Origin of the sequence: Acetanaerobacterium elongatum, from assembly GCF_900103835.1 — a bacterium.
Classification (GTDB): domain Bacteria; phylum Bacillota; class Clostridia; order Oscillospirales; family Ruminococcaceae; genus Acetanaerobacterium; species Acetanaerobacterium elongatum.
On sequence record NZ_FNID01000002.1, the window covers coordinates 97,438 to 118,290 of the forward strand.

At 48.5% G+C, this 20,853-nt stretch carries 16 protein-coding genes and 1 pseudogene; 6 read left to right on the forward strand and 11 right to left on the reverse strand.

Annotation, left to right across the window (positions count from 1 at the left end; translation table 11 throughout):
- Position 1: 1 nt before the first annotated feature.
- From BLR50_RS01090 to BLR50_RS01100, 3 genes are read right to left on the reverse strand one after another with little or no spacing between them, the layout of a single operon-like run.
- Positions 2-373, reverse strand: a complete 372-nt coding sequence (locus BLR50_RS01090; RefSeq protein WP_092637620.1) for a (2Fe-2S) ferredoxin domain-containing protein — start codon at positions 371-373, stop codon at positions 2-4.
- Positions 374-425: 52 nt separating this feature from the next.
- The gene (locus BLR50_RS01095) at positions 426-968 is read right to left on the reverse strand and encodes an ATP-binding protein (RefSeq protein ID WP_092637622.1); all 543 of its coding nucleotides are present in this window, start codon (positions 966-968) and stop codon (positions 426-428) included.
- Positions 968-1,468 carry an NADH-quinone oxidoreductase subunit NuoE family protein gene (locus BLR50_RS01100; protein ID WP_092637624.1) on the reverse strand — a complete coding sequence of 167 codons (501 nt, stop codon included), beginning with the start codon at positions 1,466-1,468 and terminating at the stop codon, positions 968-970. Before BLR50_RS01100 ends, BLR50_RS01095 begins: the two co-directional genes overlap by 1 nt.
- Positions 1,469-2,075: 607 nt before the next feature.
- On the opposite strand from BLR50_RS01100, the gene BLR50_RS01105 reads away from it, so the two are divergent.
- The 3 genes from BLR50_RS01105 (at position 2,076) to BLR50_RS01115 (ending at position 6,572) form a co-directional block, all read left to right on the forward strand.
- Positions 2,076-3,149 (forward strand): helix-turn-helix domain-containing protein, encoded by a 1,074-nt coding sequence (locus tag BLR50_RS01105; RefSeq protein WP_092637626.1) that lies wholly within the window; start codon positions 2,076-2,078, stop codon positions 3,147-3,149.
- A 66-nt stretch (positions 3,150-3,215) separates the two neighbouring features.
- Positions 3,216-4,412: a zinc ribbon domain-containing protein gene (locus tag BLR50_RS01110; protein ID WP_143008011.1), complete on the forward strand. Its 1,197-nt coding sequence runs from the start codon at positions 3,216-3,218 to the stop codon at positions 4,410-4,412.
- Between the two features lie 162 nt (positions 4,413-4,574).
- Positions 4,575-6,572 (forward strand): DMT family transporter, encoded by a 1,998-nt coding sequence (locus BLR50_RS01115; RefSeq protein WP_092637630.1) that lies wholly within the window; start codon positions 4,575-4,577, stop codon positions 6,570-6,572.
- Between the two features lie 211 nt (positions 6,573-6,783).
- On the opposite strand, the gene BLR50_RS01120 is transcribed toward BLR50_RS01115, so the two are convergent.
- Positions 6,784-7,719, reverse strand: coding sequence for an AEC family transporter (locus BLR50_RS01120; protein WP_242871659.1), 936 nt, complete (start codon positions 7,717-7,719; stop codon positions 6,784-6,786).
- A gap of 360 nt (positions 7,720-8,079) precedes the next feature.
- Here BLR50_RS01120 and BLR50_RS01125 point away from each other — a divergent pair, with 360 nt between their 5' ends.
- Positions 8,080-10,092, forward strand: coding sequence for a methyl-accepting chemotaxis protein (locus BLR50_RS01125; protein WP_092637632.1), 2,013 nt, complete (start codon positions 8,080-8,082; stop codon positions 10,090-10,092).
- A 215-nt stretch (positions 10,093-10,307) separates the two neighbouring features.
- Positions 10,308-12,092, forward strand: a complete 1,785-nt coding sequence (locus BLR50_RS01130; RefSeq protein WP_162840271.1) for a putative bifunctional diguanylate cyclase/phosphodiesterase — start codon at positions 10,308-10,310, stop codon at positions 12,090-12,092.
- Positions 12,093-12,197: 105 nt separating this feature from the next.
- Here the strand turns inward: BLR50_RS01130 and BLR50_RS01135 are convergent, their stop codons facing one another.
- The gene (locus BLR50_RS01135) at positions 12,198-13,922 is read right to left on the reverse strand and encodes a methyl-accepting chemotaxis protein (protein WP_092637636.1); all 1,725 of its coding nucleotides are present in this window, start codon (positions 13,920-13,922) and stop codon (positions 12,198-12,200) included.
- Between the two features lie 570 nt (positions 13,923-14,492).
- Between BLR50_RS01135 and BLR50_RS01140 the strand changes: the two are divergent.
- Positions 14,493-14,606: pseudogene (locus BLR50_RS01140) on the forward strand (sporulation transcriptional regulator SpoIIID); the annotation flags it as partial.
- A gap of 269 nt (positions 14,607-14,875) precedes the next feature.
- Here the strand turns inward: BLR50_RS01140 and BLR50_RS01145 are convergent.
- The 6 genes from BLR50_RS01145 to BLR50_RS01170 form a co-directional block, all read right to left on the reverse strand.
- Positions 14,876-15,697: an alpha/beta hydrolase gene (locus BLR50_RS01145; RefSeq protein ID WP_092637639.1), complete on the reverse strand. Its 822-nt coding sequence runs from the start codon at positions 15,695-15,697 to the stop codon at positions 14,876-14,878.
- Positions 15,698-15,708: 11 nt separating this feature from the next.
- On the reverse strand, positions 15,709-16,527 hold the full coding sequence (locus tag BLR50_RS01150) for an alpha/beta hydrolase (protein WP_162840272.1): 819 nt from the start codon (positions 16,525-16,527) through the stop codon (positions 15,709-15,711).
- A 35-nt stretch (positions 16,528-16,562) separates the two neighbouring features.
- Entirely contained in the window at positions 16,563-17,534 is a 972-nt protein-coding gene (locus BLR50_RS01155) for a carbohydrate kinase family protein (RefSeq protein WP_092637642.1), read from the reverse strand.
- A 19-nt stretch (positions 17,535-17,553) separates the two neighbouring features.
- Complete coding sequence (locus tag BLR50_RS01160; RefSeq protein ID WP_092637644.1) at positions 17,554-18,267, reverse strand: VOC family protein; 714 nt, start codon at positions 18,265-18,267, stop codon at positions 17,554-17,556.
- 73 nt (positions 18,268-18,340) lie between these two features.
- Positions 18,341-19,333, reverse strand: a complete 993-nt coding sequence (locus tag BLR50_RS01165) for an ABC transporter permease (protein WP_341465396.1) — start codon at positions 19,331-19,333, stop codon at positions 18,341-18,343.
- Between the two features lie 21 nt (positions 19,334-19,354).
- Positions 19,355-20,842, reverse strand: coding sequence for a sugar ABC transporter ATP-binding protein (locus BLR50_RS01170; protein WP_092637646.1), 1,488 nt, complete (start codon positions 20,840-20,842; stop codon positions 19,355-19,357).
- Positions 20,843-20,853 lie beyond the last annotated feature (11 nt).

Consider the following 20,853-nt stretch of genomic DNA (forward strand, 5'->3'; position numbering starts at 1 on the left):
TTTACTTCGCGTTGGCACCGATGGTATATTCCGTAACAACATTGCCGTTTACAATGTGGTCGTTTACGATCTTAGCCACCTTATCGGCTGTCATCTTCACATAGGTTACCTTTTCCTGCCCGGGAACATAAACCTCAACCACCGGCTCGTACTGGCAGATGCCGATGCAGCCGGTTTGAGAAACGGCTACGTTTGTGAGGTTGCGCTTGCCTACCTCTTCGGTAAAGGCGGTAAGCACGGGGCGTGCGCCTGCGGCGATACCGCAGGTAGCCATGCCAACAACAATGCGGGTACAGCCGCTTTCATCGGAGCGAATACCCATTTTATTCTTCATAGAATCGCGTAAAGCCTGAAGCTCCGCCAAACTCTTCATAAAAATGACCATTCCTTTCTCGTAATATGGGGAATAATACACAACTTGTTTGTTAAACCACAAACGGAAAATCGTTCTCTGAAATATAATCTTTTATAAAATTAAGTATCTCAGGGGCGTTTAACGGTACATCGCCAAGAATCTCTTTAAACTGCCTTGTGTCCATTATAAAGTCTTGTTCGGCATTTAAATGGGTATACACAAAGTCAATCTGCGGGCTGCCCGAAACCAGCGTGAGCATAGTCGAGCACATATCACCAAGCGGCATACGGTCGATATGGCGAAGCCCGAACACGGCAGTTACGGTAGTGCCGACCCCGATAGCGGATTGGATGGAAAAGCTGCCGCCCGTCATCTCGGCTGCCATCTTGATAAACGGCAGCCCCAGCCCCACCTTGCGGGTGGTTCGGGTGGTGTAGAACGGGTCTACCGCCGCTTTGGCGGTTTCTTCACTCATACCGCAGCCGTTATCGGCAATAGTGATGGTGAGGGTATCGGCATGGATGTCTTCAATTACCCTAATTGTAATAAGCGAGGCCTTCGCCTTTACGGAGTTCTGCACGATGTCCAGTATATTTAATGAAAGCTCCTGCATTACTTATTGCGGTATTTATCAATAATGCCCGCGATGTCGTCGCAAACCAGACGGCCGTATACATCGTCGTTAATCATCATAACAGGGGCAAGACCGCAGGCGCCGATGCAGCGGCAGGCATCCAGTGAAAACTTGCCGTCGGGGGTGCACTGGCCGCCCTTGATGCCTAATACGTCCATCAGCTTGCTGTAGATATCGCCCGCGCCCTTAACATAGCAGGCGGTGCCAAGGCAAACCGATACCTTGTATTCACCCTTCGGGTAAAGCGAGAACTGAGAATAGAAGGTTACAACGCCGTAAACCTCTTCAAGAGGAATGTTCAGGCCTTCAGAAACCTTCTCCTGCACCTCTAGCGGCAGATAGCCGTAAATCTCCTGCGCACCTTGTAATACAGGCATCAGTGCGCCCTGCTGCTCCTTGTGTGCTTCAATCAGCTTCAGCAGCGCGGCCTCCTGCTCTTTTGTGCCGCGAAAAGGCACATTTGTAGTGGATTTTGCCATGTTGGATGTTACCTCCTCAACCGATTATTTGGGAACGATAAAAGAATATCCATCAGCAATTCCACAAAGAGCGTTGATATGACAGCAAAGTGCCGACAATACAGCATCTTTAAAATCATAGCTGTCTTGTGTGGAGCAGCTGGAGCCATACGCCAAAAACCTTGGATTTTTGGCAGAGCTGAACAGCCGAGCCAACCCGGCCCGCACGAAAGATAAAGTCAATTACATAAACAGCCTCCGCTTGGGGGTGGTAACTGACTTCGTACAAGCTGACGATTGATTGTTAATTAAATAACATTTGCCCGGCTTACCATAAAAAATTATAACAGAATGCTGTCAAAAAATCTACTGCTAAAAGCGCAATAAATATTAATAAAATTATTGAAAATAGTTAAATTTGCATGAGTTAAAAATAGATTTACTTTCCTCGTCTTTTTCCAAGCCTTTACTACACAATTATTTGCTGTTATTTCACCCGATTGGGTGATTCACCGGCTTTTACAATAGCGATATAATGAAGCTATAACACAATGACAAATTGCGCGTTTATTGTTATAATATTGATGATAATCAGGCGTACTGCGGAAAGATAGGGTTGGTGAAAGCTATGCCGATACAACTAAAGACCGTGCGCGAGTTTAACAGTTTTGTTGCAAGCGGCTATGAATGTACCGACTTTCAAAGCTTTTTACGGCTAGCCATCCTGCGGCTGCACCGGCTGGTAAGCTACGAAAGCGGTATGTTCTACTGTGCCATCAGTCACGACTGCAGCTATTTTAAGCCGTATACCGAAGGCGAACTCTCTTCCTGCCTGGGCAGGGAGCCGTTTTCGGCAAGGGAAAGCTACCGCAGCTATGCGGATTCGGCACAGGCCGCAACCGAGGCGTATGTTTATAAGTCGGCTGATTACTCTGCGGGGATTGTTTCGGTACCGCAGGAGCCGCGCAGCTCCTTTTTAAAGGAACAGCAGCAGTACCATGTGGCCTGTATCCGCATTGTTTATCAGGGGCAGTTTCTGGGAGAGATTTACCTGCACCGCGAGAAGCAGAAACCGGATTTTAACGAGCCGGAGATGTTCCTGCTAAGCCTGCTGCAACCCCATGTATCGGGTATTTTTAACCTGATTCACCGATATTCCGCCGCGCAGGCAGCCGAAAACAGCGCAAAGGATATCGGTATCGGGCTGTGTGCGCTGGACGATGACCTTACCATCCTTTCCTCCAATGCCGCGGCGCTGGAGCTGTTGAGGGCACAGAGCGTATACGGCGCAACCATTTTGCACCATTTAAAAGAGCTTTGCTTTGAGCTGGAGACCGGCGACGGTAAAAAGAACAGCAGCAAAACCGAGCGTATAAAGATGAAAACGGCCGAGGCTGCCGTTACCCTTCTCCGCTGTCCTGTAAGAATCGGGAATATACGCTATCTGGCAGTGTTGCAGCGGTTTATGCAGGGGCAGGCCGACACCGACTACCGCTTTAAGTTTACCAAACGCGAGGCGGATATCATCGACGGGCTGGTTCAGGGCAAAAACAATGCCCAGATTGCCGCGGGCCTTGCAGTATCCGAGAACACCGTAAAGACCCATGTAAAGAACATCTTTACGAAAACCGGCGTAAACAGCCGTACCGAGCTTAGCTATATCCTGATGCTTAACAATACGGATTCGCTTATTAAAAGGTAAGAAGACAGTATATGAACGGCAGTTTTGAGAGAAAAGAAGCAGACAACCCGAAGAAAGGATGAACCTATGATGAAAGAACAGGTTATCGGCGAGATTCTTGGGAGCATGGCTCAGTTGAAGCTGCCTTTTGCGCGGGGCGGGGGAACCGACCTTTCGGTACATACCGAGTTTGTTGATGCGGCGTGGGGTACCGGCAGCTATAAAATTGACTATGAGGCAGCAATCTTTGCGGATGAAGTAAGCCAAACCGTTTATCTCTATGAGCGTACCACCGAGCTCGGCTCGGGCGTTTCGTTTGGGGGAGGCGGCAGCGAAGAATATCTGCAATCGGGCAGCAGCGTTTATCGCAAGGTAAAAAACGTGCAGTTCGGGCCGGACGGCAAGGTCTATGAGTATACCCTGAATATGGGCGCCATCCCGCAGGCGGTGAAGGATGCCGCAAAGAAATACGGCTGGCAGTTCAAGCAGGTGCTGAGCAAGGAGAAGGCGATGTACCCGGTAGGCTACATTCCGCCAATCCCGACACCGGAGCCCCCTGCGATACCTGCCGCTGCGCAGGCACCCGCGGCACAGTCGCGGTGTTTTTGCTCGGGCTGCGGTGCATCGCTGCCGGAGGGTGCCGTGTTCTGCGGCAGATGCGGTAAGCCCGTAAACAGTGCCGCCCCGGCGGCACGGCCTACGGCACCGCCTCCACCGCCCACGCCCTATCAGGCAGTGCCCCAATATGCTCCGGTTCGCCCGCAGACAACGGTGCAGACCGTGCCTTTGCAGTATACGCAGCCCGTTTATGCGGGTGTACCCGCGCAGCAGGTAAAAAAGAAGAATACCGGCTGTATCATTGCCGCAGCGGTTACCGGCGGGGTTGTGGTGGTGCTGGTGATTATCGGCATCATCATTGCGGTTTTGCTGTCAAAAGGCGGCGTAAACCTCTCCACTGCCAACATTTCCGAGGCATATATGGCTTCGAGCATCGATACCTATACCGCTGAGCCTATTACAAAAACCAATGTGTTCAGTGAATACGATACCGTTATCTATGCAACCGCCCGTATGCAGAACGTACCGAAGGGAACAAAGGCAACAGCTGTCTGGCATTATATGAATACCGGTGAGGATGTGTCCTCTGAGGAACTGGAACTGTCTGATGACGGCTGGATATACTTCTATATTGACAGCGACACAGGATTTTCGACAGGCGAATATTATGTAGACCTGCTGGTGAACGGCGAGATTGTTAAGACCCTGACATTCACAGTGGGCTAAGATAAACGCCTCAGCTGCATAATGGCGCTGATGGGATAACCATGCTTGCTTTTTATGATACGATATTGCCAGGTTGATGGATGCCCTTTCTTTTAGAGTTTATTTGCTGAAAGGAAGGGCATAGTTCTGAGAGGATAATATAAAAGAAAGTAGGGAGACAGGATGTTTACGCCGACTTCAATACTGGGCCTGTTGTTTACCACGGGAGGAGCCGTTGCAGTAATTGCTACCTACCGCAGAGAACGGCGGCTGGTGGTGTGGATAACCATGCTTTCCGCCTTGTTGTCGCTACTGTCGTTTCTGCTGTTCAGCGGCATTACCGGTACCGCTTTTACGCTGCCCGGGCTGCTGCTGGGCATTATTGCCGGTGTGCTGTTCACCCTGCGCACCTCGCTATACAGAAAGGGCAATGCGCTGTTTTACCGCCAGAACATTCTTATTGCTATTGCATATGCCGCGTTTTTGATCCTTAACCAGTTGATAGCCCTATTCATCAAGGTGTCCATCCCACTTTTGGTTTTCGCGGCAGCAATTGCACTAGGGCTGCAGTTGGGGCAGGGGATCATGCTGCTGGCACGCTCGGGCAAGGCAAAGCAGGTATCCTCTGCGGCGGGTGTACTGCTGATACTTACCGCGATTGCAGCAGTACCACTAACTCTCCATGCCGAGACGAAGGTATATCAGTTCGACGCGAATTACTCCCATATGGAAGACAAGGATTACCAGCATTATTATCTTGAGATTCCTGCAAAAGAGGTTAACTACCAGTGTGTGCTGCCCAGCGGCCGCGTGGCTGACCTTGCCTACCCCGAGGTGCAAAAATCGGGTGGCTGCCTGATGGTATCGGTTTTATACGGAAAAAGCATATCGATACAGGTAAGCGGCATTGGCTACGACTACCGCGGCGAAGATGAGTTTATGGTGTCGGCGAACTCCGGCGGCCCGCTCAGCAATACAGGGGAGATGATTGTACCCACCTTTGAGCTTGCGCAGGACGGCAGTTATTCCGGTACTTTTAAGGTGTGGCAGTATGTCTCCCGTGAAAAATACAGCGGCACTGAGGTCTTAAAGTTAGAAACCATTGTTCCCTGTTCGGTGGAGGGCGTGGTAAACGAAAAGGGCTGCTCGTTAGTCCTTATTCAGGATAATGGTAACAAGCTGGAGTATTTCTTTACCTATCCCGAGGGGTCGGCACCCGCACAGGGCCTTGCGCAGACCCCTTCGCAAGAGGGAAAAGCCTCGCAGCAGCCCTCAGAGCAAACCGATAAATCGGGCGGACAGGCTGACGACAGTTGGTTTACCCCTAAGCCGCTTACCGATGGCACTGCCGCCGCGGCGAATCTGCTCAGCGGGCTGCTTGCAGGCCTTGCGGCACTGATTGCCGCCCTGCAGGCAGCCATGACGGGCGCTAGTGCGGTTACTGCAGGCCTTGCTAACCCCAATTATAGCAACAGGCCCGTAAACGGTACGGCACCCCGCCCCACTGCACCCGCCCCACCCAGACCGCAGCCCGGCACCCGCGGGGCGGATGGCAGAATTTATACCCCCTACGGTGGCTGGCAGAACGAGTATTACCCCGAGATGCAGGTAAAATCGTTGGAAACGGTGGTAGCCTCGCTGCAGGAGCAGGCGGGCAGCAGCAAAAACGGCATACAGGCCGATATTGCGCGGCAGGAGCTTGAGAACAAACAGCGGGAGCTGCTGCGCTGGCGGGAGGATGCCGCCGCTGTGAACCTTGCGCGCGCCAGGGAAAACGAGCAGCTGTGCGGGAGCCAGGCACAGCGCTGGAACGAGCGGGCAGACGAGCTGCAAACTGCGCAGACGGTAGCAGGGGGTATCAGTGTTGCCTCGGATATTGCCTTGGCGGTTGGAACGGCGGGCACCTCCGCCGCGGCCTCGGGCGCGGTTGCGGCGGCAAAAGCGGCGAAAGAGGCGGTAAGCACCGGGACGGATATCTACGAGGGGCTCAATGAGGGGAAAACCCTTACACAGATTGCCGGTGAACAGGCCGCAAAGGCGGTGCTGAACAAGGGTGTCAGCACTGTGTTTGAGGCGGGTGGTACGGCGCTTGGTGCGGCAGGTTCACAAGCTGCTCAAAAGGGACTTGCGGCAGCCGAAGCCGCTGCTCAGGATACGGCAGAGAATATAGCTTTCGATTAGTAAAAATTACATCGAAACCTGGAACGAAAATGCAAAAAATATGTACAAAAAAGACAATCTATGATATAATCCTTGTATCTCAAATATCGAGAGAAACTCTCTGTACCGGAGATAACAAAGCGAAAAGACAATTGAGAAAAACAGCAGAAGGATCGCTTTATAGCAGCCTTCTGCTGTTTCTAATTTATAGTATTTAAATAGGCTATAGGTCTTATTTTAAGAATATCATTGCGATATAAATTAACATCGGCAGTGTAACAGCCATAAACACCGTTCCGTGTATGGCGGCACGGGCTGCAAATTCGGGGGCGCACTCGTTTTTTTGGGCAACAATGACGTTGAGCGTGCCGGAGGGAAGACCGGCCAGCACCACACAGCAAACCCCCACCGCACCGTGTAGCCCCGCAAGCCTTGCAAGCAGCAGGGTAACGAGCGGAAAAACCACCAGCCGCAGCGCGGAAACAAGGTAGGAGTATCTGTCCTTCAGCAGCTCGGCGGGGAGGATGCCAATGAGCGAGCAGCCGATTAAGATCATCGAGAGCGGCACCATCATATCGCCTATACCCTTTACCGCGCCCTGTATAAAATCCGGCAGGCGGAAGGGGGAGAGGTAGATGCCGATAGAAACCAGCGAAACAAGAATCAGCGGGCTTTTAACAAGGCTTTTTATCCCTATCTTTTTTTCATTGCTTAGCCGATACATGCCAAAGGTAAAAAAGAACAGCTGGAAAAATATATTATAGATTACGGCGTACAGCACCCCTTCGCTCCCGAACAGCTCGGAGGCAAGCGGTATGCCGATAAACCCGGCGTTTTGAAAAACCGACATCGAAACAAAGACCTTCTTCTCGGCCTCGGTTGCTTTCAGCGCTTTGCTAATCAGGCTGGAAAGCAGTATGGCACCTATATAGTATAAGAAACCCGCCGCGCATACCAGCAGCAGGTTAAGCGAAAGCTCTTTTGAAAACGTTTGGCTGGAGGAGGCAAGCAGGTTGAGCGGCAGGATAGCGTTCATCAGCAGGGCGGAGAGCCCTTTTTGCAGCTCGTCGGTAATCAGGCCGGCCTTCTTCATGATATAGCCTGCGGCAATCATTAGAAAGATCTTACCTATTAGTGTAAGTATGGTTTCTATCGCCAAAACAATCATTCCTTCCCGCACCATTTTACCGTATTCGGTGAACAGATGCAACCATGTACATTAACCGGGGGCAGGCAGATAGCTGTGTAACTTAGTTACATACTATATATAACCAAAGACGGTATATTAAATTTACCGGCTAAAAAAGAAACGGCTTAAGCAAAGTTGCTGGCAAATTTCTTTGCGGTAAGGTTTCGGGGGTGTAAAGGTGTGTTTAAAGAATGATAATGGTTAAGAGCAACGTAATATATTCTTAAGCCATGCAGTTAAATATTGTTGAAGCCACCCGTAAAATTTATGCAGAAAAATCGAATAAAATAATGTAATGACTTAACGTCCCTGAAAAGACGTGGTGAAAGGAAAAGAAATATGCAGAGTTTTAAAAAAGGCAGCACCACCACATCTAAACAAAGCATCAGCTCAAGAATCTTGCGCTTAAATATTATCGCGATTGCCGTTACTGTAACCATAACCTCAGCCTTTGCGCTGATATCACTGAACAACACCGTTAAAGAGACCGTACAGCACAGCGCACAGTCTTCGATTAGCATGATGAAGGAAGAAATAAGTAACCTTCAGAAAACGATGGAGTCCTCTGCCAAGACGATTGCGATGAATTCTGAAATCACTCGAGCGGTGGAAAACGATAACAAAGACGGTGTACTTGCGGAACTGGGGAAGGTTTCAAAGGCACTGGGATTAGATAACATCACCGTAGCCAACGAAAAAGGAATTGTCATCGCCCGCCTGCATGAGCCTGCAAAATTCGGTGATGATATCAGTAATCAGATCAGCATAAAAAGTGCATTGCAAGGAAAAACCACCAGCGAAATAGAACCCGGTACCACTATCCGCTATGCGGTTAAATCTGGCACCCCGGTTTATGATGCGGGGGGGCGTGTTATCGGTGCCCTTACGGTATCCTATAAACTTGATAACCCGGAATTTGTAGATAGTCTTAAAAAGATGACAAATGCCGATTTTTCCATATTCGCGGGAGATGAGCGCATCAATACGACGATAATGGATAACGGTAAACGCGCGGTGGGCGAAAAGCTGAGCGCTGCGGTTGCAGAAAAGGTAATTAACCAGAAGCAGCCCTATGTGGCGGATGTTAAGCTTTTTGGCAAGAACTACATAGCATTATATTCCCCTATTCTCTCCTCCGATGGCAGTGCAGTAACCGGCGTGCTGGCCTCAGCAACCGATATGACCGGTGCAGAGAATGCGATACGCACCGACATTATTATCATTGTGGCCGTTTCTCTGCTTGCAATGGCAATTACAATCTTTATTGGTATCGCCTCAATAAGAAAGATGGTAAAGACCCCATTGGAAAAGGTAGTGCGGGCCGCACAGGCCATCTCGGCGGGAGAGATGGATGAGAGCATCAGCAATGATCTGAAATCCATCACCGCAAACGATGAAATCGGCGTATTGGCGCGCTCGATGGAGGGTGCGGTTGAATCGATCGAGAGAATCGCCGACGACTCCCGAATGCTGGCAGATGCCGTAGCCGCCCATGATCTTACCGTTGAGATTGATACCGCGAAGCATATGGGTATGTATAGAACGGTAATAGAGACTGTTGAGAATCTGTTTGAAGAAATTAACCGGATTCTTTTGGAGATTAAGTTTGCGGCCGACGGCATCGGCGTAGGCTCTAACCATGTTTCGGATGTTTCTCAGACACTTGCACAGGGTGCCACCGAGCAGGCAAGCTCTACGCAGGAGCTGGCAGCTACCATCGAGGAGATTGCAGGCCAGATTAAGAGTAGTGCCGCAAGCGCCGGCAGGGCCAGCACCCTTACCGAGGAGGCCGGGCGAGAGGTGATGTTAAGCAGCCGTTATATGGACGAGATGCTTTCCGCGATGGAGGAGATCAGCAATACCTCCGGAGAGATCGGCAAGATTATCAAGGCCATAGACGATATCGCCTTCCAGACCAATATCCTTGCACTGAATGCCGCGGTGGAAGCCGCCAGAGCGGGCGCTGCCGGAAAGGGCTTTGCGGTGGTGGCCGATGAGGTGCGAAACCTTGCCACCAAGAGCGCCGAGGCCGCAAAGAGCACGACGCTGCTGATTGAAAGCTCGCTTAGCGCGGTGGAGAAGGGCGGTAAGATAGCCGGTGAAACGGCTCAGGCACTGAAAACGGTAGTGGAGAAGGCCGACAGTATAAGCGTGATTGTTCGTGAGATTACCGAGGCCGCGCAAAAGCAGAGCGACGGTATCTACCAGATAAACATCGGCGTTTCGCAGATATCCGACGTGGTTCAAACCAACTCGGCAACCGCAGAGGAAACCGCGGCGGCCAGCGAAGAGCTTTCCGGCCAGGCACAAACCATGAAGGACAGGGTAAACCAATGTAAACTAAAGTCTTAGCGCAGTAACAGTACCCAACCTGAATGAGCACACGTTTTTTGCTTTAGTAAAAAACGTGTGCTGAAAGGGTTAAACATTATTGTATGGAGTATTTATAAAGAAAACAGAAGGAGAAGAAGTAGGGGCATATGACCAACCAAACCTGCGCAACGTCTTTGCAATCTTTTTGGGAAATAGACAGTTCCGGTTATTCTTCTAAACATCAGAAGCGGTTTATGCTATGGGGCTTCATTGCGCTGTACCTGCTTATCAGTGCGGCAACTGTCTGGCTTCTGAAACCGGGCCATGAGTTCGGCCTTTTACGGAGAGCGGAGTTCGGCAGTGTTACCATCAGCGGGATACTTTCACAGGTTCAGGTTCTCGTGCTGATTATGCTTTCACTTAGTAAAAGCTTTAAGACAGCGATTGTATTGAATGTTATAGGCATGATGATCGTTCTTCAGGCAATATTGCTGGATCAGAGCTATTACGCTGCGCCGAATTTGATTATTCAGGCAGGAGCCGCGTGTATCGTGCTGTTATTATCGGTATACAGAAAAAAGCTGGAAAAAAAGCTCGCGGCGGTTGAGGCCCAGAAGGAAAAACTTGAGGTACTGTACCGGGAGGTAGCCGCCGCGGGAAAGCTGCTCAGCAGGCGCAATATGGAGCTGCAGGAGTGCAACCGCATTATGGAGAGCAACGAGAAGCAGCTCAACTTTCTTGCCATGTACGACAGCCTTACCGGGCTTCCCAACCGCCGGATGATTATTAACCGGCTGGAGCAGCTGATTGATGAATCACAGCATAAGGAAAACAGCTTTGCGGTAGTGTTTATCGATCTGGATGACTTTAAGAAGATTAATGATTCACTTGGGCACCATACGGGGGACTTGTTCCTTCAGCAGGTTGCCGTAAGGTTTAATGCCGGTATTCACCCGGGAGATTTTCTTGGGCGGCTTGGCGGAGACGAGTTTTCGCTGATAATCCCCCGTTCTCTCTCTCAGCAGGAGCTTTTAAACTATGTGAATAGTTTGAGGATTGCGCTGCTGGAACGCTTTGTATTGGATCAGAAGGAGATTGTTATTACCGCTAGCTTTGGAATAGCCGTTTATCCGAAAGACGGCGACAGTGCTGCTGAGCTGCTGAGGGCGGCAGATATGACCATGTATAAGGTGAAGGAAAGCGGGAAAAATGAGGTTCTTTTCTTTAATACTGAGATGCAGCAGAGCCTGATGGAGAGGATCAGGATTGAAAACTGCCTGCGCGAGGCGATAGAGAATAACGAGCTCTCACTGGTATTCCAGCCGCAGTATGACGCACATAGCCATGGGTTAAGAGGGTTCGAGACACTGCTGCGCTGGAATTCGGCAGAGCTTGGCGCCGTTAGCCCCGCCAAATTCATCCCGATCGCAGAAGAAACCGGGATAATTGTTAATCTGGGTGAATGGGTACTGCAGAAGGCAATGGAAAGGTTCAGGGATGTTCATCGTACCTGCGCTGTTAAGCCGATACTATCGGTAAACATTTCGGTGGTGCAGTTTATGGAGCCTTCGTTTGTGCCCATGATACAGCGGATTCTGGAACAAACGGGGTTTGACGCCCGTTATTTAGAGGTAGAGGTAACCGAATCGGTTTGCATCTGTTCTATGGAGCAGGTATTAACCGCTTTACATCAGCTTAAAGCAATGGGTATCCGGATTGCGCTGGATGATTTCGGTACCGGGTATGCCTCCTTAAGCTACCTGCAGAAGCTGCCGATTGATACCCTGAAAATTGACAAGGTGTTTATCGACAGTATTATTCAGGAGAGGGAAAGCCATCTGATGGTAGGCTCTATTATCTCGCTGGCTCATCATCTGGGGATCGACGTTGTAGCCGAAGGGGTGGAAACCAATAAACAGCTGGACTATCTGCAAAGCCGGGGATGCAACTACATTCAGGGCTTTTTGTGGGGAAAGCCGCTTGCAGGATCGCAGCTTGAAGAACTTTTAAGCAAACAGCCCGAGCGGGTTGCTGGCTAAAATGTTATTGCGATCTTGAAAATGAGCGGGCATGGGTTATATATAAGCGCAGCCCCTTCTTTCAAAACGAAAGAAGGGGCTGCGTACTATTGTGAGAGTTCGGTTTTAATAAACTTGGGCGAAGGTTTCAGCACCTTTTACGGTGTAGGTTGACGCTTTACGACTGCTAGTGCCCTTGAGCCGCAATTTAGAGAGCACGCCCTCCAGCATATGTGCCTGGCTGGAAAGCTCCTCGCTGGCGGCGGCACTCTCTTCGGCGGTAGCGGCGTTCATCTGCACCACCGACGATATCTGCTCAATACCCTGTGAAACCTGAGAGAGGGAGGCAGCCTGCAGGGAGGATGCCTCGTCGATGCTATGAATCAGCTTGGACACCTCTTCTACACTTACCACGATCTCTTTTAGGGATTCGGCCGTTGAATCCGCGATTTTGGTACCCTCCGTAACCTTATCAATGGAGTTTTGAATAAGCTCGGTGGTGTTCTTTGCCGCCTCGGCGCTCTTGGCAGCAAGGTTGCGAACCTCCTCCGCTACCACGGCAAAGCCCTTGCCCGCAGCACCTGCTCTGGCGGCCTCTACTGCAGCGTTAAGCGCAAGAATATTAGTCTGAAACGCGATGTCATCGATAACCTTGATAATCCTCGAGATCTGCACCGAGGAATGGTTGATGTCGTTCATGGCGGCGATCATTCGGCCCATCTGACCGTTTCCGCTTTCAACCTCATGCCCGGCCTTTACCGAAAGCGCTCTGGCATTGGAGGCACTGTCGGCGTTGGAGTGCACTTGATTGGAGATCGTGGTTACGGTGGCGGCAAGTTCCTCTACCGAGCTTGCCTGCTCGGTAGCGCCCTGCGAAAGCGCCTGTGAGCCGCCCGCAACCTGCTCAGCTCCGGCGTTTACCTGTGAAACTGTTTCTTTGATGGTGCCGAAGATATCATTCAGGCCGTCAACAATTCGCACAAACGACAAGCCCATAACATCCTTTTCGGAGCGGGGGGTATATTCCACCGTCAGATTGCCCTGAGCAATCTCTTCGGCTACGGCGGCCTGCTCCTTGATACTTGAAACCATCTCGTTAAAGGCAACCGCAAGCTCGCCAATCTCGTCCTTCCGGTCGGCCTGCAGAGAGATTTCGATATCCCCCGTCGCAAGCGCGTTGGCGGCCGCAACCGCCTCGGTAATCTTATCGGCAACATTCTTTCTGAAATACTTCACCAGAAACAGCGTTAGCAGGATTGCGTAGGGGAACAGAATAATACCGGCTATCAGCACAAGGATGGTACCAATGCGCGATTTTTCGAGCGTCTTATTTGCGTAGGTGTCATTCAGGGTTGTTAGTTGTTCAAAATTATAGATAAGGTCGGTATTAATCTGTGCGCCGTCTGTCAGCTTTTTTAGCGCTGCGGCGGTATCCTTTTTATCGGTAAGTGCTTTCAGCTCCGATTTAAAGGCTTTAAACTCATTACTGTAAATTGCCTTGGCCTTCTCAAACAGCTCGCGGTCTTCCTTTTCGGTAATGGTGGCCGCATACTTGGAAAACGCAGCATTCATATCCGCGTTACATTCATTCAGCCGCGCAACAGAGGTTCTGTAAGTATCGCTGCCTGGGTCAAACAGAATAAAGCTCCTTAGTATGGCGCGCTGTTCCTGAAAGGATTGCTTCATCTCACCGACAGAATCTATTGCGGTGAGATTCTGTCTGTACAAACTCTCGGTACGGGAGTTGGCCATCATCACGCCATAGAAAGCGATACACGCGAAAAGAATCAGCGACAAGCCCAAAGCGCCGAACCCTAAAAACAACTTTTTAGAGATTTTTGCATCCTTCATAACAGAACCCCTTTTCAGACATTATTATCAGCATGCGCAACAAAATTGTAGATGCGACAGTCACAAATTATGTTATTATTATACAATATTCTATCTTTTTCTGCAAGACAATTCCATGTTTTAGAATTGAAAATAAAACAGAAAATCCGCCCTCTTCTTCTACCGAAAAGGACGGATTAATTGTTTATTTGAAATATCAATGCGCGTATATGATTTTACCTTTACCGATAGTGTATTGCACCTCGAACTGCTGGTTTACGATGGCGATATCGGCGTGTTTCCCCGGATGCAGAGTTCCCGTGCCCAATTGCAGGAGTACAAAAGGGGAAAGTCAATACATTGGAGTTTATTAAACATCATTGCCTTTGGGTAAAGTGGTAAAGAAAAACAAACAAAATTAACGCATAACCGTGTACAATCAAACCGTAAAGTCATAACCTCTCGTTTTAGCCGCATATATATTACTACTTACACAAAGTCAACAGCCGCCGTCAACAGGCCTTAGGTTTCGATAGGAAGGGCCTCAAGCCGCCGATTGACTTAAATAAACGGGGGAGGGAACACGGTAAAGTGAAGGGGAAGCCGGAAGAGCGGGCGGCGGAGCTCGCATTATATATGATCGAAAACAAGCAGACGGTAAGAGGCGCCGCTAAAGCGTTTGGAATATCTAAGAGTACTGTACATATGGTAGTAATAAAATAGAACGGTTGATAGTAGAGGTATCGTAAGCGGTTGAATCAAACTAAGGACCATCTAATTTTAATATCTGCTACATAAGGTATATTGGTTTTCAAAAGCCCGGAGAAGTTCCGGGCTTTTATATAGTACTGTTCAATCAATTTCGGGAATACTTATATTCGACCAAGGAAGATTTAGTAAGTCAAGCAAATTGGCAAATAAGACTTTTGGGGCTTTAAAAAATCCCCCTTACTAACGAGAATGAGTATTATGGCTTAGTCGTTAACAAGGTCGCCCACTGTAGGTAACCAGTTTAACACATCTCGGATATGAGCATCCCAGTAATCCCAATTATGAACGCCATGATGACGTTCGAATTGCACATTGATACCTAACTGTTCTGCCTGCCTATAGAAGGTTTCGTTGGTTGGGTAAATAAAATCCTCGGTTCCGCAGGTCATGTAAAGCTGTGGCAGTTTGACACCTTTTTTCAGACAAAGCCTTAACAAAGTAGGTAAGTCATTATTACTGCTTGCGATCTTACTTTTGTCTGAAAACACGGCTTTAATATAATTTTGGGGCATAAGCGTCATATGAGCTTCTGTGCTGTTCTGCAGTGCGGCCATATCTAGCCCGCCAGAAAGGCTTGCTGCACAGCCGTATTGCTCGGGATGCTCAAAAGCTACTCTGAATGCCCCATAGCCTCCCATTGAAAGGCCGGCAATGAAGGTGTGTTCCCTTCTTCTGCTTAACGGAAACACCTTGCTTAAAAATGCAGGCAACTCCTCACTGATATAGTTAAGGTATGCTTCGCCCCTATCCATATTTACGTAACTGCTGTTTTCGGCCGAGGGCATAACTACTGCAAGCGTCTTCTCCTGTGCATAGCGTTCAATGTTGGCAAGTCTGACCCAGTCGGTGCAGTCGCCATAGCTCCCATGTAGAAGATAGAGGGTTTGATATTTGGCATTCTGACGATAGTAATTGATATGCTGTTGTGTAAGGTAATCATCTGCACTCATAGTGGGGATAAACACCATTACGTTGGCATTCTTCTTTAAGCTGTTAGAATAAAAGCTGCATTGTATGTGTGCCATGGTTTAACCTCCTATTCCTTTACCGCGTCGTTTGCAAGCGGCAACCACTCAAGAACGCGCTGAATATGAGTGTCCCAATAATCCCAATCGTGTATTCCGGGATGTTCCTCATAGGTGTGTTCTACGCCGATGGCCTGCAGCTTTTTATGGGCACCGACATTAGACTGGTAGATAAAATCCTCTGTGCCGCAGCTTTGAAATATCTTGGGAAGCGGATAGTGTTCAGCCTTGCGCTTTGCAATAAGGGCAAATAAATCTGCATCGGAACCTTCCACCTGTTCGGGATGCTCAAAGATGTCAGCCCACCGGAATGGTCCGTCCATTTTGCCATCCTTGGTACTGCGCATGATATCACAAATATCAATGGCACCCGAAAGACTGGCGCAGGCACTATAGTTTTCGGGCTTTTCAAATGCCAGCCTCAAAGCGCCATATCCACCCATTGAAAGCCCTGCCGTAAAGGTGTTTTCACGTTTGAGGCTGATGGGAAACAGCGCCCGAACAAACTCGGGAAGCTCCTTGGTTAAATACGTCAGGTACGCAGAACCACGGAACATATCCTGATAAAAACTATTGGAAGCCGATGGCATTACAACGGCCAGCTTATGATTTTGCGCATATTTTTCAATGTTGGTAAGCCGCATCCAGTCGGTGTAGTCACCGTAGGCCCCATGGAGCAGATAAAGCACCTGAAAATGAGCACCGTCATAGAAATAATCAGACTTTTTTCCGTTTTGAAGCTCATCGGAGTTTGGCGTGGGAATAAAGACATTAATATCCGTATTGAAACACAGGGTAGGTGAGAAGAAGTTGCACTGAAAAAAGGCCATATCACTCAATCCTTTCATAATGAAATAGAAACAGTCTATAAGCGAGGAATAGTCTGAATACAGTGTTCTATTTTCTGAAGTGTTGGCATTGCGGGAATAGCCCCCTTTTGAGTTGTGGCGAGTGAACCGGCAGCGTTAGCAAAACTCATCAATTTATGCATATCATCAGCAGTATATTGCTCTATCGGCTTGGACGACTGAAGCATGTATGAAAGACTTGCCCCCCAAAATGCATCACCGGCTCCGGTAGTATCAACACAGGGAACGTTGAAGGCCTTATCCCTGAATGTACCGGCAGTGCTACGGCAAATACAGCCACTGGAACCCAGTGTTACCGCCAGAAGACGCAATGAATACTTTGCATACAGCTGTTCGATACCTTCTTCAAGCGTGTGTGCATCCGTCAAAAAGAGTAGTTCCTCATCCGAGAGTTTAGCTACATCAGCAAGCGATAAGCCTTGCTGGATAACAGCCTTTGCAGTTTCAAGGCTGTCCCACAGAAGGGGGCGCAGGTTTGGGTCATACGACACCATAACATCATGTGCCTTTGCATAGCGAGCTGCCGAAAAGGTGGCGGCTCGAGATGACTGATGAGTTAACGAAACCGAGCCATAGTGCAGTATTTTGGCATTTTCAATTTCCGCATACGGTACTTCGCTTTCACTAAGCATGACATCTGCTGTTTGGCCACGATAAAAGCTGAAGCTGCGGTTTCCGGTCTCGTCTAATGACACAATGGCAAGAGTGGTTGGATACTTTAAGTCTTCCACCATAAAATCTGTGTTGATTCCAACAGCGCTGACGTTTTTGCGAAGAAAGGCTCCAAAGCTATCGTTACCGACTTTTGTTACGATAGCGGTGGATAAGCCAAGTTGTGAGGCCATCGCCAGCACGTTTGTGGGTGCACCTCCGGGATTACCCTCTAAAATAAATTTACCGTCTTTTTCCCCGCCAACAAAATCTATCAGACATTCTCCTACTGCAATGATATCATATGTGTGATTCACAAGGGACCTCCTTTTTGCCTTATATCAGCCTTGCACCGCCCGGCGAGCAGATGGGAGGGCCCATAAATATTAGCCCTTGTATCGGCGTATTGGTTGGCAATGGTTTTGGTATAAGGTCTGCAAACTGGTATATTTCAAGTGTGACGTCGTGTTTTTTAAGCATACTACAGTAGATGGTGCCCTCTATCTCGTTGTAGTTTGTTACTGTAGAGAATTCCGGGATAAAGCCAAGCGTTAAGAAAAAGTCGATTTCGTCCTGTATGTTGACTGTAGGGATTCCTATATGATCCAGCCCGCAGATAACAGGGATTCCTGATGCAATTTTCCAGCCTACTCGTTCACTTACCTCAAAGGTAATACCAAACGGGCTTATTATATTAAAATAGCGTTCACCTTGGCCGAATACCTTTGGGTTAAAAAAACTCTGGTCATTATTCAGCTGCAGGGAAAGTCCTTTTTCTTTGCACCACTCAATGGCCTTGTTGACATCGTACGTTTGTAAGGCTATATGGACGATTCCTGTTATATAATTGCCTTTTTCCGGTGCAGGGAAGGAACTGGGATTACCATGAAACAGATAAAGCTTGCAAGTTCCATTTTGCAGAGTGATACAATCCTTTGGTGAGTCTGATAGTACAGTAAAAAACAGGTTCTCCGTTAACCAATGCACTGCTGCTTGAAGATCATGAATCAGCAGGGCAAGCCCGGGAGAATATTGCGAGTTACTATGCAAGCAGGTACCCCCGTTCTGTCATAAGGTTTAATTTATAGACCGAAGGGAAATCCCTTCGGTCTTAATAATCATATTAGGTTTTATTTTTCTTGCGATTTTTAACATAATCTACATATACGGCAACAAGTATAACAATGCCCTTTAGGATGATCTGCCAGAAGGAATCGATTCCCATCAGGTTTAAGCCGTTGCTTAGTATACCGATAATCAGCGCACCTATGATGGTGCCGCCGATATACCCGTAACCGCCCAGCATACTTGTGCCACCGAGTACTACTGCGGCAATCGCGTCCATTTCGGCGCCGTCACCTGCAACGGGGTTGCCGGAATAGCTTCGTGCAGACAGCACTATGCCAGCCAAAGCAGCCATTACACCACTGAATATGTAAATGAACATACGTATTCTTCTGATGTTGATGCCGCTGAATGCGGCAGCCTTTTCATTGCCGCCCACAGCATAGATGTGTCGGCCCAGGCGGCTCTTGTTCAGTATAAGATACACAATAAGCAGTACCACGATGAGATAAACTACCGGAAGAGGAATGAATCCCAGATAACCTGTGCCTATAGCAATGTATGCCTTATTATCTATTCGAACAGTGGTACCACCGGTGTAAACATACGCAAAGCCCCTGAGAATACTAAGCATAGCAAAGGTTACGATAAACGGCGGCAACGTGGTGTTTGCTATAATTGCGCCGTTAATGGTTCCGATTACTACACCGGTAACAAGGCAGGCTAAAATGACAAGCGGAATAGGCACCCCCATATTTAGCAGTGTACCCGCCATTACGCCGATAACTGCGATGTTGGAGCCCACCGAAAGATCAATTCCGCCGGCGATAAGAATGATGGTCATGCCGCTGGCCAGATATAGGTTATTGGAAATCTGCCGGAGCACGTTCATCAGGTTTTTCTGCGTTAAAAAGATCGGGGAATTAATTGATATAATTACACACAGAGCGATCAAGCCTATCAGGATACCGGCATTCCGTTTCAGGTAGCCTATACCGCTGCTATACATTGATTTTAACAGGGTGTTTTTACTGTTTATTGCTTTATGCATGGTCATTTCACCTCTCCTGTCCTACATTTTTACAGCATACTGCATAATTTTCTCCTGCGTCGCCTCGCTGTGACTCAGAATCGTGGTGATCGTTCCATCGCACATAACCGCGATTCGATCACTCATATTCAGAATCTCAGGCAGTTCGGAGGATACCATGATAATTGAAACGCCCTGTTTGGCAAGTTCATTCATAATAATGTAGATTTCGCTCTTGGCTCCAACATCAATTCCTCGAGTTGGTTCGTCTAGAATGAGAACCTTGGGGTGTGTTGCAAGCCAACTAGAAATAACGACCTTCTGCTGGTTGCCCCCTGAAAGCGAGCCGATTGCGGTTGCTGCGTTGGGTGCCTTTATCGAGAGTTCCTGCATATAGGTTTCGGTGATGTTCATTTCAGTAGGCGAGTCTACTAAAACACCCTTAATAAATTCCTTCAGAACCTTAAGCGTCAGATTAAACTGAACACTTTGAGTAGGGAAGATTCCCTCGTTTTTGCGATCTTCAGGAACTAGTGAAATGCCCGCTTCAATCATCTGCTGGGTGCTTTTCACTTCAATTTTACTTCCCATCAATTCAACGGTGCCGGAAGTAATCTTATCAATACCGAACAGTGCTTTCATGGTTTCGCTTCGGCCTGCACCTATTAGCCCTGCAAAACCTAAAATTTCGCCCCTCTTCAGCTCAAAGCTGACGTCGTGCACTTTGTTGCTGCAGAGCTTATCTACCCTTAAAACCGTTTCTGTACATTCGTTATAGGTTCGGGTATAGTAGTTAGTCATTGTTCGCCCGACCATCATGGCAATCAGCTTTTCATTGTCGGTGTCTTTCACCGCACAGGTACCAATATACTCACCATCGCGCATAACGGTTACTCTATCGGCAATCTGCTGAAGCTCACTCATCCGGTGGGAGATATAGATAATCCCGATACCTTTTTGGGTAAGGCGCCGGATGTTTTCAAAAAGGGAATCGACTTCTTTATCTGCAATTGAGGAGGTGGGTTCATCCATTACAATAATCTTTGCGTTTGTTGAGATAGCCTTTACAATCTCAACCATTTGCTGTTGAGCTATTGTAAGTTCGGCAATTTTTGCTTCGGGCCGTAACGCAAGCCCAAACTCGTTGAGAATCCTTTGTGTTTCACTGCAAATAAGCGAGAAATCTACAAGCCCGTTCTTTTGGCGCGGCTCACGGCCGAGAAAGATATTCTCTGCAACGGAAAGATACGGTACCAATACAAGCTCCTGATGGATGATACTGATGCCCGCCGCTCGTGCCTGAGTTACATCCGTTATCTGCACAGGCTTTTCTTCTATAAAAATCTCACCCTGATCCTTGGCGTAGATACCGCCAAGGATCTTAATCAGGGTGGATTTTCCTGCACCGTTTTCACCCAGAAGAGCATGTACCTCACCAGGGTATAGTGTAAAGTTAATGCCTTTCAGAGCATAAACACCGGGAAATTTTTTATGTATGTTTTTCATTTCCAACAGTAATGGCTGACTCAAAAGATCATCTC